Below are 14366 nucleotides of genomic sequence, written 5' to 3' on the forward strand. Positions count from 1 at the left end.
TAGTGCCCGGGAGTTCGCTCCGGTGGATGAGATATTCCGCATGTGATCGCTGAATCCCTGAGTCAGCCGGTAGGCCTGCCAATAAGACTTTCATAATTGTTCATCGTTTTCGGCCCTCTATCTGCGCATTTGGCGCAAATGAAGTGGCTGTCGCAACATCGTTGCTCCGCCTGGTTTCCAAGGCCACAACGGATGTAGGCGCACATGGAATGACAAAGAGTGTGCTTCCTGTTGTCGGGTTTTGCGTGGTGGGGTGTCAAGGAGAAACAAATACAGTGGCAAATTTCAGCCAGGATGTTGTCGCTAAGGCACGCGAATTTGATCGTGAGTCAGCGGCTCTGAAAACCCGAGTCCACCACCTGGCCAAGAGCTTGGGGTTGACCTCGAAGGAAACCATCGAAGCACTGGGGCACGCGGGGATCGTCGTAAAGTCCGCTGCGTCCACCATTAATCAAAATCAGCTCGACGCAGTGCTGAATTTCATCGGCGATCATCCAGAGGATGCCTCGCTTGACGACGGATCCGCTGCGACCAAGCCAACCGGCGAAAAGCCAGCCGCGAAGGAAAAACAGTCGGCAGGTAAGCCGAACGCGGCAGATGAGAAGTCGGACGAGCAAACCGCAGCTAAGTCCGAGAAGAAGCCAGCTGCGAAGAAGAGCAGCAAGAAGTCGGCTGCGAAGAAGGCCACAAAGAAGGCTGCGCCGAAGGCAGAAAAGAAGGCCGACCAGAAGGCAGCTCAGAGCGAAGCTAAGTTGGACGCAGCACCTGCTGAGGAAGTGACCGAGAAGAAGGACACCAAGAAGTCCTCGGCTAAGAAATCCTCGGCAAACCAGAGCGCAGAGAAGCAGGCTGAAGAGAAGCAGAGCGCAGAGAAGAAGAGCACGACTAAGAAGCGAGCAACGCGTAAGCGGGCTGTGAAGAAGACCGCTGGCGCTCCGGAAGAAACCGCTGCGAAGGACGAGCAGAAGGACTCGAACTCGGTCGTCGAGGAAGCTGTTGAGGCTGTCGTTCAGTCGTCGCCGAAGAAGGCGTCCGATAAGAAGGCTGCCGACAAAAAGGCTGCCGACACCGTAGCCGAGACCGCTGAGAAAACCTCCGCTGAGGAAGCGTCCGCCGAAGCACCTGCTGCAAAGAGCGCTGCAGTGACCACACGTCGTGGTCGCCGAGTTCGCCGTGCGGTCCGCACGACCAGCGCTCCAGCAGCAGAGGAAATTCAGGAAGCGCAAGAGCCGCAGAAAACGCAAGAGCCGCAGGATACGCAGGCAACTCAGAGCGAAGCCCTGCAGGACATCGAGCCGCCGGTAGTCCCGGAGCCGCCGGTTGCGGAAGAGCAGACCGCGTTTGCGCCTATCTTCCTGGCGCCGCAGGCTGTCCCGGCTACGGCCAAGAATTCGGCCACCGAGGATGCAGCTTCAGCTGACAACGGGGCCTCCAACCAGGGCACCGATGACAACGCGGGGGAGGGGCAGGACGGCTCGTCGTCAAGCGAAACGGAGCGTCAGCCGCGCCCGCGTCGTCGCCGTCGTGGACGTGGGCGTCGTAATGATGACGCGCAACAGGCGGAGAAGACCACCGAAAACACAGAGCGCGAGGAAGAGGAAACCCGCGATGAGGTCGAGGAACCGCAGGCGATTAAGGGATCGACTCGCCTGGAGGCGCAGCGACGTCGCCGTATCGAGCGTCGTGAGGAATCGCGCAAGCGCCACGTAATCTCGGAGGCGGAATTCCTGGCTCGTCGTGAGTCGGTGGAGCGCACGATGGTGGTGCGTGAGCGCAAGCGCCATGACCACGCGGGCATTGTCACTGAGGTGGGTGTGCTGGAAGATGACCTGCTGGTCGAGCACTTCGTTACCTCTGACACGCAGACCACGCAGATCGGCAATATCTACCTCGGTCGCGTGCAGAACGTCCTGCCCAGCATGGAAGCGGCGTTCATCGATATCGGAACCGACCGCAACGGTGTCATTTACGTAGGTGACCTGAACTGGAAGCTGCTGGGCACGAAGTCGCGTTCGCGCAAGATTGAACATGCGCTGAAGGCCGGCGACCAGATTCTGGTCCAGGTGTCCAAGGACCCGATTGGTCACAAGGGTGCGCGTCTGACCACCCACATTTCGATGGCTGGTCGATTCCTGGTGTACGTGCCGGGCGGCCGTAGCGCGGGTATTTCCCGCAAGCTGCCGGAGCCGGAGCGCAAGCGCCTGAAGTCGATTCTGAGCGAGGTTACGCCGGAGGGCTCGGGCACGATTATCCGTACCGCCGCCGAGGGTGTATCCAAGGAGGCCATCGAGGCCGACATTAAGCGCTTGGAGACGCAGTGGCAGGAGATCTGGGAAGCCTCCGAGGCGGCGAAGGCGAAGCGTGGAGCAAAGCCGATTGCGCTGTACGAAGAGCCAGACATGCTGGTCAAGGTCGTCCGCGACGTCTTCAACGAGGACTTCTCGCGTCTCGTGGTGGAGGGCGATCGCCCGTGGAACACAGTGACGGACTACATCGGCGACCTGGCGCCGGAGCTGGAGCCGCGACTGCAGTGCTACTTCGCCAAGGAGCACGGCGGCGCCGATGTCTTCGAGCACTTCCGCATCGATGAGCAGCTGGCCAAGGCACTCGACCGCAAGGTCTGGCTGCCTTCGGGCGGCACGCTGGTCATCGACCGCACCGAGGCCATGACGGTCATCGACGTCAACACCGGTAAGTTCACCGGCGCTGGCGGAAACCTGGAAGAGACGGTCACTCGCAACAACCTGGAGGCCGCTGAGGAAATCGTCCGCCAGATGCGTCTGCGCGATCTGGGCGGCATGATTGTCGTCGATTTTATCGACATGGTGCTGCCGGAAAACCAGGATTTGGTGCTGCGCCGTCTGAAGGAGGCTCTCGGCCGCGACCGCTCGCGTCACGAGGTCTCCGAGGTCACCTCGCTCGGCCTCGTCCAGATGACGCGCAAGCGTCTGGGCACAGGCCTGTTGGAGACCTTCTCCACGCCGTGTAGCTGCTGTAATGGCCGCGGTCTGATTATCCACATCGATCCGGTCGAGCAGGACAATCAGAGCCGTGGCCACAAGAATGGCCGTCGCAACGACGAGCAGGGCAAGTCCAAGCGCCGCAACAAGTCGCGCTCGGAGCATAATCCGGCCAACCACCCGGCCGCGCTGGCCATGCACCGCGATCAGGGCGACCAGGCAGGCTCTTCCACGGCAACGCGTGACGACGACGCGGAGACCAACCAGCGCGATAAGGACGCAGCTGACAAGCGTGTCGCAGCTGCTGTCGAAGCTGTCATCGTCTCTTCTGAGAACGATGAGCCGAAGCCGCCGCGTCGTCGCCGGGTTCGTAAGAGCCAGGGCCGAAACGATGAGCAGCGACAGAACGGCCGTGGCCGTCAGGAGCGCCGCGAGCGTACCGAGCAATCGGAGAACTCCAATGACCTGGCTGCTCTGGCGGCCGCAGCTGTTGCGGAAGCCCGTGAGAAGGACCCAGAGGAGCCGTCGGATGACCGTTACATGCCGCAGGAGGGGCAGCGCCGCCGCCGTCGGGCTACGCGTCGCCGGGTAGCGGAGCATGTTGCCGTTGATTCGGCTGCACGCGACGCTGATGACCGCGACGAAGAATATGGTGATCGTCGTAAGCGTTCGGAGCGCCCGACCCGTGCTGAGCGTGCCGAGCGCACCGATAACGGTGGCTCCGGTGGAGGCCGTGGCGAGGCTGAACGCTCCAGCAGCGCTAGTGCTCGACGTCGCCGTCGTCGCGCTGTGCGTCGTACTGCTGTGGATGAAACCACTGCGCCTCAGGCTGAGTCTCAGGCAGCTTCCACCATAGACGTGAGGGAGCCAGCCAAGGATGGCAAGAGCGGCAACGCTAACAAGACCGGTAAGGCTGTGGCCGAGGAGTCCCAGACCTATGAGGAGGCGAAGGAGGCGTTCGAGCGTTCTCCACGCCGTCGTCGTCCGACGCGCGGTAACTCCCGCTCGGATCGCGCACCGCGTCGCGAGGACTTCGAGTCCACTAAGCCAAAGGCCGACGCTGAAGGCAGCAAGGGTGGAGATCGTGCGAAAGACAACCGCGATGACAGCAACCGCAGCACCAACCGCAGCGCCAACCGCAGTGGCGGTGGACGCCGCTCGGGCAAGTCACGGGTTGAGGTCGTAGCGGTCCAGGGCACGGGAGCTCGCCGTAATCGCCGTCGGGCGGTGCGCAGGGTCTCGTCGCAAAGCGATGCCGAAGCGACTGCGCCGAAGCAGCGACAGGGCGCTTCAAACCGCGCTACTAAGCCAGAGCAGAAGCAGGCTAATCGCGGTGCTGCGGCGCCGGAGACGAAACCGGCCAATCGTCGTCGCCGCGTGCGTCGTGCGGTGCGCCGAAGTGGCCAGAACTAGAGATTGGAAATCTGAAATAAGGCCAGATAGAAGGTTGTTTTCCGTTCCCTAAAGCAGGGGGTGGAAAGTGGCTTCGGAAACTGCCCGGGAAGACCGTGAAAACCGATGGGGGACAGGGTCTTACTCGGGCAGTTTGTAATTTAGGGGGATTTTTCGCTACTCTTGACCAGTCGCTGATTAGTAGGCGTATCTGGTCATGCCCACTGGTGCTTGAGGCGCTGGTGGTAAGGAAACGGCCAGAGCGGGGAAATCTACTCGGATTTGGCTTTCGGGTATGTCCCTGAAGTGTTCTGCACACGCAACTAATCGCAATTCCATTGTCCAGTCAAGGAATTACAAAGATTCCTTGAGTCGAGTTTCTCAGATAAAGGGGTAGCCCTCCTATGTACGCGATCGTCAAGACCGGCGGCAAGCAGTACAAGGTTGCCGAAGGTGACCTCGTCAAGGTCGAGAAGATCGAGGGTGAGCCGGGTTCGTCCGTGGCTCTCACCCCGGTTCTGCTCGTCGATGGCGCAGATGTCATTGCGGATGCCGACAAGCTTGCCAACGTTACCGTTAACGCAGAGATCGTCGAGGCCGCTAAGGGCCCGAAGATCCGCGGCATGCACTACAAGAACAAGACTGGCTACAAGCGCCGCTACGGCCACCGTCAGCCGCTCACTGTTCTGAAGATTACCGGCGTCTCCAAGTAAACCGCCGAAATTCCAATTAGCTTTTCCCTAGGAGAAAATCATGGCTACTAAGAAGGGTGCATCCAGCACCAGCAACGGCCGCGACTCCGAAGCTAAGCGCCTCGGCGTGAAGCGCTTCGGCGGCCAGCAGGTTAAGGCAGGCGAGATTCTCGTTCGTCAGCGCGGTACCTCGTTCCACCCGGGTGAGAACGTTGGCCGTGGCGGCGACGACACTCTCTTCGCTCTGAAGGCAGGCGCAGTCGAGTTCGGTACCCGCCGTAACCGCCGCATTGTCAGCATCGTTGAGAATAACTCCTAAGAACAACCCTCGGTTGTCCACATAGGATTACTGCAACGTTGAATTTGAGGCAGGTTTAACTGCCTTGCAGAAGAGCCGATTCCTTTCCCACTGCGAAAGGTAATCGGCTCTTTTGTTGTTTATGTACTGTTTCGCGCTTTTAGGTTGCGAGGCAGCGTTTTGTTACCGCCTAGACTTCTGCCCGTCGGCTCGCTTAAATTAGGGCATTACTCCAGGCACTAGATGATGGCTCTCCGCTCGGAAGTGTGTGTGATTTTATGTCTCGTTTTGTAGATCGTGTCGTACTGCATTTGCAGGCCGGCGACGGTGGTCACGGCTGTAACTCGGTGCTGCGTGAAAAGTTCAAGCCACTCGGCGGTCCCGATGGCGGTAACGGCGGCCACGGTGGCGACATTGTGCTGGTCGTCGACCCGCAGATTCACACTCTGATGGACTTCCACTTCCACCCCCATATCAAGGCTGCCAACGGTAAGCCGGGCGCGGGCGATCACCGCAACGGTGCTCGTGGTGAGGACCTGGTTCTCGGAGTGCCGGAGGGCACGGTTGTCATGACCGAGGATGGGGAAGTGCTCGCGGACATGACAGGTAAGGGTGCCCGCTTCATTGCCGCTGAGGGCGGTTACGGTGGCCTGGGCAACGCAGCGCTGGCGAACAAGAACCGCCGTGCGCCGGGCTTCGCTCTCCTCGGTGAGCCGGGTGAGGCCAAGGATCTTGTCTTGGAGCTCAAATCCATGGCAGACGTTGGACTGGTGGGCTTCCCGTCATCCGGAAAGTCCTCGCTGGTCAGCACCATGAGCGCTGCTAAGCCGAAGATTGGTGACTACCCATTTACCACGCTGCAGCCGAACCTGGGTGTAGTCAACGTTGGCTACGAGTCCTTCACCATCGCAGATGTGCCGGGTCTTATCCCGGGGGCATCTGAAGGCCGAGGTCTTGGGTTGGACTTCCTGCGTCACATTGAGCGCTGCGCTGTGCTGGTTCATGTGGTTGACGCTGCTGCGCTGGAGGGCGACCGCGATCCGGTCTCTGACATCAAGGCGTTGGAGACGGAACTCGCCAACTACCAGTCGGTGCTGAAGGCCGACGTGGGGCTTGGGGATCTCGCAGAGCGTCCGCGCGTCATCGTGCTGAACAAGATTGACCTGCCCGATGCTCGCGAAATGATTGACATGCAGCGCGAGGAGCTGGAGAAGTTCGGCTGGCCGATTTATGAGATCTCTACGGTGACGCACGAGGGGCTCAAGGAGCTGACCTACGGCCTGAAGGATCAGATTGCCGCCTACCGCAAGGCGCATCCGTTGCCAACAGAGCAGGAGCCCCGTGCGGTCATCCGTCCGGAAGGTGTGCGTGGCAAGAAGCACGAAGGCGCGGACTTCACCATCGAGCGCGATCCGAATACCCCAGATGGGTTCATTGTGCGTGGCCGTAAGCCGGAACGCTGGATTAACCAGACGGACTTCGAAAACGACGAGGCAGTCGGCTACTTGGCTGACCGCCTGGCCAAGCTTGGTGTAGAAGATGCCCTGGCAAAGGCTGGGGCAACGGTTGGCTGCCCGGTGACGATTTCCTATCTCACCTTCGAGTGGTACCCGCAGCAGGTCGCGGGCACCGATGACTTCGTTCCGAGTGGCCGTGGTACCGACGATCGTCTCTACGTCAACGAGCGCACTAGCGCCGAGCAGCGTAAGCGTGCATCGCAGGCCCGCCGTGGTCTGATTGACGAGTACGATTTCGGAGATGGCGAAGAGGCTATTCGCGACCGGTACTCATAGTCGCGGGCGCCAGCGTCGTCGGCAAGCGAAGACTTCAAACTTGCATTTTGCCATTAATTGTTTAAACAATTATATAGTCAGAATTACATTAGACCGTCATGTTTTCCATTAGTGAAATGAGTGAGTCAGTTATCCCTTCCGACACCGTTGCCAACGATGTTGACGTCACTGGAGCAGATGCATTAGATGCCCCGGTAGCTACCGCGCCGAAGTCTGAATCGGACGCGCCGATTTCCCGTGAGGAGGTCGACGAGCTGCTTCACAACAATCCTGAGTCCACCGTCGCTGAGATTGAAAAGGCGACTGAGAATTTATCTCCGGGAACCAAAGGCGGTTTCGATTCCGAGACTCGTGAGGCAATTCGGACCGCGAAGCGTGTCGTGGTGAAGATTGGTTCTTCCTCGTTGACCGGATCTGACGGTCGTACCGATCCCGAACGCATCGACTTCATTGCCGATGCCCTGGAAAAGCGTATGGGCTTTAGCGATGTCATTGTCGTGTCCTCCGGCGCGGTGGCATCCGGAATGGGGCCGCTGGGGCTGACTTCGCGTCCCACTGATTTGGCGACCAAGCAGGCGGCTGCAGCGGTGGGGCAGGTGCGCCTGGCACAGGAGTGGGGACGCTCCTTCCTGCGCTATGGCCGCACTTCTGCGCAGGTGCTTTTGACCTCGGACGATGCAGGTGTGCGTTCGCGTGCCCGCAACGCTCAGCGCACTATCGACCGCCTGCGCCAGCTGGGTGCAGTGCCAATTGTCAACGAAAATGACACGGTCGCGACCTCGGAGTTCCGCTTCGGCGACAACGACCGCCTGGCCGCCCTGGTCAGTCACCTGGCGTACTGCGATGCACTGATTCTGCTTTCCGACGTCGACGGCCTCTACGACCGCAACCCGGCCGATCCAGGTGCAACCTTTGTGCCAGAGGTGCGCAGCGGTAACGACTTGCGTGGTGTTATCGCCGGTGACGGTGGGGCATTGGGCACCGGTGGAATGGCCTCGAAGGTGTCTGCCGCACGCCTGGCTTCGCGTGCTGGGGTGCCGGTGCTGCTGACTTCGGCGTCCAACATTGAGCGAGCACTGGACCAGGCAGATGTGGGAACCGCTTTCGCCGCGAAGGACAACCGCTTGAGCGCCTGGAAGTTCTGGATGCTCTACGCAGCGGATAGCTCGGGCCTGCTTCGCCTGGATGCCGGCGCGGTCGACGCTGTGACCCGCATGCGCAAGTCGCTGCTCCCGGTCGGTATCACCTCGGTTGACGGTGAGTTCTCCGCTGGTGACATCGTCGACCTGATTGGCCCGAGCGGTGAGGTCATCGGCCGCGGCGAGGTCAACTATGACTCTGAAGAACTGCTGGGCATGATCGGCTACCACACCGAGGAATTGCCGAATGACATGCAGAAGCCTGTCGTCCATGCCGACTACCTGTCGGATTTCGCCTCCCGCGCTTAGGAGAGCGTTGCGCTGAGAGCTGCAGCGCTTAAAGACGCGCACCTGGGCGCGCCCGGACAGAGGTGCCTCGGCAAAGACCGGCTGAGTGGGGACTAGCTGAGTGCGGACTGGCTGGGGGAGGAGTGCCTGAGCGCGGACTGCCTGGATGAGGAACTTTCGGGCATAATCCTAAGTGTGTTATCGAAAATTATTGGCGTCATCGGCGAGTTGCTCTTGACCGCTGGAGTGATGGTGGCGCTCTTCGCCTTTTATCTGCTGTACTGGTCTGGTCTTGAAACCGGGAAAGCTCAGCAGCAGGCTCGTGATGAGCTGCAGCAGGCATGGTCCGCACCGGCATCGGCCTCAGCTCAGGCGCCAGAAGGCACGGAGCCAGCTGTTGAGGGCTCTTGGGTGCCTGGCTCTGCGGTGGCGATGATTTCCGCTCCAAAGGCCGGTTTTAGCGATTTGGTCGTATTCGAAGGTGTCTCTCAGGAAGTTTTGCGCGGTGGCCCCGGCCATTATCCGAGCACAGCCCTTCCGGGGCAGGTGGGCAACAGTTCTTATGCCGCCCATCGTGACGGCCACGGAGCTCCCTTTGACAACATTGACCGCCTGCAGACGTGCGATGACATCACTGTAGAGACGCGTGATGCTATTTACCGCTACAAGGTATTACCGGTCGACGGTATGGCTGGCGCAGGGGAAAGCTTCGACTGCGTGCCAGAAGGAACTAACGTCCCCGAGATTCCCGGCCAGCACATTGTCACTCCAGACCGCGCCGATGTCCTCAATCCGGTCGGTAACGCGACTCTACTTACGCTGACTACCTGCCATCCGCAGTGGGACAACACTCATCGGCTCATTATTCACGCGGTTCTCGCCGGTGTTGAGACCAAGGAGGTCAACTAGATGTACGCAGCTTTTTGGCGATCCCTGCCGGGTCCGTGGTGGGTGAAAGCGATCATCACCATCGTGATTGCCGTCATCGTGTTCCTGCTGTTGATGAATTACATCTTTCCTTGGGTTGCTGAGCTAATTCCCTCAAATGATGTCTCACTCTAGTTATGCTGGTAGGCATGACTGCTCAAACGAACGAAACTGCTAACACCAATCAACAGGGCATTGCCGAGGATTCGGCTCTTAGTCCGGAGCGTGCTGCTGAGCGCGCCGAGGTTTTAGATAAGGCACAGCGTGCCAAGGCTGTCGCGGGAGAGCTGGCTCGCTTTACGTCGGCACGCAAGAACGAGCTCCTGCTGGCCGCAGCAGATGCGCTGGTCGCCCGTACTGAAGAGATTCTGGTAGCCAACGCCAAGGACATCGAGGCCGGTAAGGCCCGTGGTTTTAGTGACTCCCTGCTGGATCGCCTGCGTCTTGACTCCGATCGTGTTGAGGGTATTGCCGGTGGGCTGCGCCAGGTTGCGGCCCTGCCGGATCCGGTAGGCGAGGTGCTGCGGGGCAGCACTCTTCCTAACGGCATTAAGCTTTCCCAGGTCAGCGTTCCGCTGGGCGTGATGGGCATGGTCTACGAGGCTCGCCCGAACGTTACTGTCGATGCCTTTGGTCTGGCGCTGAAGTCGGGCAACGTGGCCTTGCTGCGCGGCTCCAAGTCGGCCGTCCACTCCAACACGCAGCTGGTCGCGGTTTTGCGTGAGGTGCTGGCCAACCACGATGCACCGGAGGACCTTGTTCAGCTGCTGCCGTGTGAGACCCACGATTCCGTGCAAGATCTCATCACTGCCCGCGGCCTGGTTGACGTAGTGATTCCGCGCGGCGGTGCCGGTCTGATTGAGGCCGTCGTGACGAAGGCAACGGTGCCGACCATTGAGACCGGTACCGGTAACTGCCACATCTACATCGATGCTTCCGCCGATATCGACGAGGCGATTGCGCTGATGATTAACGGCAAGACCCGCCGTCCGAGCGTCTGTAACGCCACTGAAACGGTTCTCATTGACTCGGCGCTGTCCGCGCAGGATCAGGTCCGCATTTTGGACGCGCTTGCCGACGCTGGCGTTGCGGTCCACGGCGATGTCGATAATCTGGCGGCCTCTGGGTGGACTGGTGAGGTCATTCCTGCGACGGAAGAAGACTGGTCGGATGAGTACCTCTCGCTAGACATTGCAGCGCGCATCGTCGACGGTGTGGTGGCCGCGACGAATCACATCACTGAGTACTCCTCGGGCCACACGGAAGCTATCTCTGCACGTGACTGGGGCGTGTGCCAGGAGTTCGTCGACCGTGTTGATGCTGCTGCCGTCAGCGTCAATGCCTCCACTGCATTCACCGATGGTGAGCAGTACGGTTTCGGCGCAGAGATTGGTATTTCCACTCAGAAACTGCACGCCCGTGGGCCCATGGGGCTGCCGGAGCTGACCAGCAGCAAGTGGGTTCTGGCTGGTCGTGGACAGACTCGTCCGTAGTGCCCAGGTAAAGTGCCAGTCATGATTAAGCGCAAGAAAAGTGTGCGGTCGCGAGTACACGCCGCGTTGACAGCGAAGTCGGCGGACGCGCCCCGGCAGCGCATTGGCGTAATGGGTGGCACTTTTGATCCCATCCACAATGGTCACCTGGTTGCCGCCAGCGAGGTGGCAGACCGTTTCGACCTTGACTTTGTGCTTTTCGTGCCCACGGGTGAACCGTGGCAAAAGCGCGGCCGGAAGGTCTCTCACAGCGAAGACCGCTACCTGATGACGGTCATTGCCACCGCGTCGAACCCACAGTTTTCGGTTTCGCGGGTTGATATTGACCGGCCGGGTGCGACCTATACCGTCGATACGCTGCGGGATTTGAAGGTCATCTATCCCAACGCGGATCTGTTCTTCATTACCGGTGCCGATGCGCTGCAGAAGATTATGACGTGGCGGGACTGGGAGGAGATGTTCGACGCAGCAACGTTCGTCGGTGTCACTCGTCCAGGGGTTCACCTGCGGGCAGAGGACCTGGAAGGAATCGACGCTTCACGGTTGCACCTCATCGAGATTCCCGCGATGGCTATTTCTTCTACCGATTGTCGAAAGCGTGCGGAGGCAGGACGCCCTGTTTGGTACTTGGTGCCGGATGGCGTGGTGCAGTACATCGCTAAGCGTGGTCTGTACCAGTCTGCTGAGGGCACGGTTGGTTCTGTGGGGCCCGCATCGGTGAACTCGACCTCCGAGGGTGCGGCGTCGGTGGATGCGGCATCGGTGGATGCGAAGTCCGATACCGCGGACTGAAAGTTAGCAAAATCCCGCTGAGACGGTAAGTTACAAGTACAAACGCTGTTTTTCACGACTTTTAATCACAAGGAGCTGAAGTCTTTCGTGACTGCACAACCACGCGCCATTGAGCTGGCGACCGCCGCGGCGAAGGCCGCCGATAGCAAAAAGGGTGAGGACGTCGTTGTTCTCGATGTCTCTGGCCCGGTGGTGATTACGGACGCATTCGTCCTGGTCAGTGCTGACAATGAGCGTCTGGTTGCCGCAATCGTCGACGAAATTGAGGACGATCTGCGTGACCTCGGCGCAAAGCCGGTTCGCCGCGAAGGTGTCCGTGAGGGACGTTGGGCGCTGCTGGATTACGGCGACATTGTCGTGCATGTCTTCCGCAGTGAAGAACGCGACTTCTACGGCCTGGATCGACTGTGGCGCGATTGCCCGCGCATCGAGGTCGAGGGCATCGAGCAGCCGAGCAACGAGGACGGCGAAGATTCCGCCCGCAATGCTCGTTCCATCGACGAGATTCCGCTGGCTGCCGAAAACCCGGACACGGACGAGTTTTAATTGTGGCGGGCTCACGCGAGGCACATGTTGCCGCTCGACGTCGCCTGATTATGCTGCGGCACGGGCAGACGTCGTATAACGCTACTGGCCGCATTCAGGGACAGCTGGACACGCAGCTTTCCGACGTTGGTCGCGAGCAAGCCCGTACTGCGGCGCAGTACCTGGCGGAGGCTGAACCGCGAATCACAAAAATCGTGTCCTCCGACCTGACCCGGGCAGCCGACACCGCCCGTGCGCTAGCTGAGGCCACCGGTGCAGAGTTGAGTTTTGATAAGCGCCTGCGTGAGACCAACCTCGGTGAATGGCAAGAGCGTACCTACGACGAGATTGACTCCGCGTTTCCCGGTATGCGTGACCACTGGCGCCATAATCTCAACTGGGCACCCAAGGGTGGCGAGACCCGCTTTGAGGTCTCCAACCGAATGCTGGCGGTCATTGCTGAGCTAGCGGCCAACCCCGATTGGGAGTCGGATACCTTTGTGCTCGTGTCCCACGGTGGTGCCATTGCTGCCGCTACCGCAGCCCTACTGCAGATGCCGCGCGACTACTTCAGCACGTTCAACGGCCTGGGCAACACTGCGTGGGTCGAAATGGAGCAGCGCACGCGCGTCAATGGTGAGACCTCCTGGTACCTGAATGCTTTTAACGCGAAGGTCCGTGAGCGGGAGTCGCAGGTTTCTGATTCTTCAGGAGGCCGCCATGCCCGGTGACGGTCGCGTTCGCATTGTTGTCGATGACACCGCGTGCCTGATGCCTGAGGTTGCCCGCAAGCTCGACATCACCGTGGTTCCCATCGGCCATGACATCAATGAAGACGACGTCACCACGTCGGCAGTCAGTCCACTGAAGCTGTGCGCCGCATATGCGCGTGCGCTGGAACGCTCCAACAAGGATGGTTCTGACGCTGGCGTTGTCGCCCTGCATCTTGGCAAGGGAATGTCCGCTACCTGGTCTAACGCTGTCACCGCTGCTGGTGCGCTGGACCGTGTGACCGTCATCGATACCGACACCGTCGGAGCCGGAGTCGGTGCCGCTGCCATCGCGGCGGCCAAGGCTGCGAGGGCCGGGGCCAGTCGTGATGAGGTTGCCGATGTAGCTCGTGATGTGCTGCAGCGCTATCGACTCTGGTTGTTTGTACCAAAGCTTGATTCGCTGCGCCGTGGCGGTCGCATCTCCGCGGGCCAAGCGATGCTTTCTACGGCTCTCGCTATCAAGCCCATCGTCGGCATCAAAGATGGCTCACTAGCGCTGGTCGCCAAGTGCCGTACAGAGGCGAAGGTCAAGCAGCGCATGGTGGATTTTGCCACGAAGATGGTGCGGACCGCGTCATCGGCGAACCGTCCGCCTGCGGTATTGCTGCATCATTCCGATGCGCTTGACGACGTTCACGAGCTCCAGGCCATGCTTGCCGAAGAGCTACCCGACGATACCCGGTTTAGAATCCTGGATTTGCCGGAGTCTCTTACCGCTCATGTCGGGCAGGGAGCCTATGCAGTTGGCATGGTCTCCGGTGGCTCGATTGATTCGAATGCCATGGATTTTGAAACAGAGATGGGCGTGACAGCGCTGCTCCACAGTGTGGAGGAGAGTGACGCGCCTGCTGTTGATGCTGTGGCTGCAGACGCGGTAGACGACGATTCCGGGAACATAGACAATTCCGGTGACTCTGCTGACACGGACGGTTCGGCTGAAAACGCTGGCACCACAGACCCAGGTGAGCCGATCACCGATCAGGCTGCGGTGAAGGTAGTTGAGAATCCGGCTGCCAGTCGCAACCGCAGTAAACGAATCCATCGCACAGTAGTGACTAATGAACAGGGAATTCCGCTTTTCACCACGGCGGTTTCTAAATTGCCAACGTGGAGTGAGAATCGCCAAGCAGCTCTGGATAAAGCTGAGCGTCTGGCGAAGGCTATCTCTGATTTGGCGCTGCGCGATAAGTCCGATCCCGAGGGAGCTGTATTTGGCACCGAAGGGGAGAAATCGCGGGAGTCGTCGTCAAGCAACAAGCGTGATGATGACGGCGACGAGAAGAAGAAGTAGTTG

12 protein-coding genes are annotated in these 14366 nt (G+C 59.9%); all 12 read left to right on the top strand.

What is annotated here, in order from left to right; translation table 11 throughout:
* Positions 1 to 275: 275 nt before the first annotated feature.
* The 12 genes from AB1Z34_RS04720 to AB1Z34_RS04775 all read left to right on the top strand — a co-directional run bounded on the left by AB1Z34_RS04720 (position 276) and on the right by AB1Z34_RS04775 (position 14363).
* Positions 276 to 4373, top strand: coding sequence for a translation initiation factor IF-2 N-terminal domain-containing protein (locus tag AB1Z34_RS04720; RefSeq protein ID WP_367157984.1), 4098 nt, complete (start codon positions 276 to 278; stop codon positions 4371 to 4373).
* 383 nt (positions 4374 to 4756) lie between these two features.
* Entirely contained in the window at positions 4757 to 5065 is a 309-nt protein-coding gene (gene rplU / locus AB1Z34_RS04725; RefSeq protein ID WP_005511541.1) for a 50S ribosomal protein L21, read from the top strand.
* 40 nt (positions 5066 to 5105) lie between these two features.
* On the top strand, positions 5106 to 5363 hold the full coding sequence (rpmA, locus tag AB1Z34_RS04730; protein WP_016422312.1) for a 50S ribosomal protein L27: 258 nt from the start codon (positions 5106 to 5108) through the stop codon (positions 5361 to 5363).
* Positions 5364 to 5620: 257 nt separating this feature from the next.
* Positions 5621 to 7135, top strand: a complete 1515-nt coding sequence (gene obgE, locus AB1Z34_RS04735) for a GTPase ObgE (RefSeq protein ID WP_367157985.1) — start codon at positions 5621 to 5623, stop codon at positions 7133 to 7135.
* 98 nt (positions 7136 to 7233) lie between these two features.
* On the top strand, positions 7234 to 8583 hold the full coding sequence (gene proB / locus AB1Z34_RS04740) for a glutamate 5-kinase (RefSeq protein ID WP_016422314.1): 1350 nt from the start codon (positions 7234 to 7236) through the stop codon (positions 8581 to 8583).
* 174 nt (positions 8584 to 8757) lie between these two features.
* Entirely contained in the window at positions 8758 to 9471 is a 714-nt protein-coding gene (locus AB1Z34_RS04745; protein ID WP_016422315.1) for a class E sortase, read from the top strand.
* Positions 9472 to 9624: a hypothetical protein gene (locus AB1Z34_RS04750; protein ID WP_016422316.1), complete on the top strand. Its 153-nt coding sequence runs from the start codon at positions 9472 to 9474 to the stop codon at positions 9622 to 9624. It abuts the gene before it with no gap.
* Positions 9625 to 9638: 14 nt separating this feature from the next.
* Positions 9639 to 10982: a glutamate-5-semialdehyde dehydrogenase gene (locus AB1Z34_RS04755; RefSeq protein WP_231367179.1), complete on the top strand. Its 1344-nt coding sequence runs from the start codon at positions 9639 to 9641 to the stop codon at positions 10980 to 10982.
* 21 nt (positions 10983 to 11003) lie between these two features.
* Positions 11004 to 11774, top strand: a complete 771-nt coding sequence (gene nadD, locus AB1Z34_RS04760) for a nicotinate-nucleotide adenylyltransferase (protein WP_016422318.1) — start codon at positions 11004 to 11006, stop codon at positions 11772 to 11774.
* 87 nt (positions 11775 to 11861) lie between these two features.
* A complete protein-coding gene (rsfS, locus tag AB1Z34_RS04765; protein WP_005511538.1) occupies positions 11862 to 12320 on the top strand; it encodes a ribosome silencing factor in 459 nt (152 codons plus the stop codon).
* Between the two features lie 2 nt (positions 12321 to 12322).
* Complete coding sequence (locus AB1Z34_RS04770; RefSeq protein WP_069359622.1) at positions 12323 to 13030, top strand: histidine phosphatase family protein; 708 nt, start codon at positions 12323 to 12325, stop codon at positions 13028 to 13030.
* Positions 13020 to 14363, top strand: coding sequence for a DegV family protein (locus AB1Z34_RS04775; RefSeq protein ID WP_016422320.1), 1344 nt, complete (start codon positions 13020 to 13022; stop codon positions 14361 to 14363). The genes AB1Z34_RS04770 and AB1Z34_RS04775 overlap by 11 nt, the downstream gene beginning before the upstream one ends.
* The last annotated feature ends 3 nt before the right edge of the window (positions 14364 to 14366 follow it).

It is taken from the genome of Corynebacterium sp. 045007 (assembly GCF_040743205.1).
Taxonomy (GTDB): Bacteria; Actinomycetota; Actinomycetes; order Mycobacteriales; family Mycobacteriaceae; genus Corynebacterium; species Corynebacterium jeikeium_D.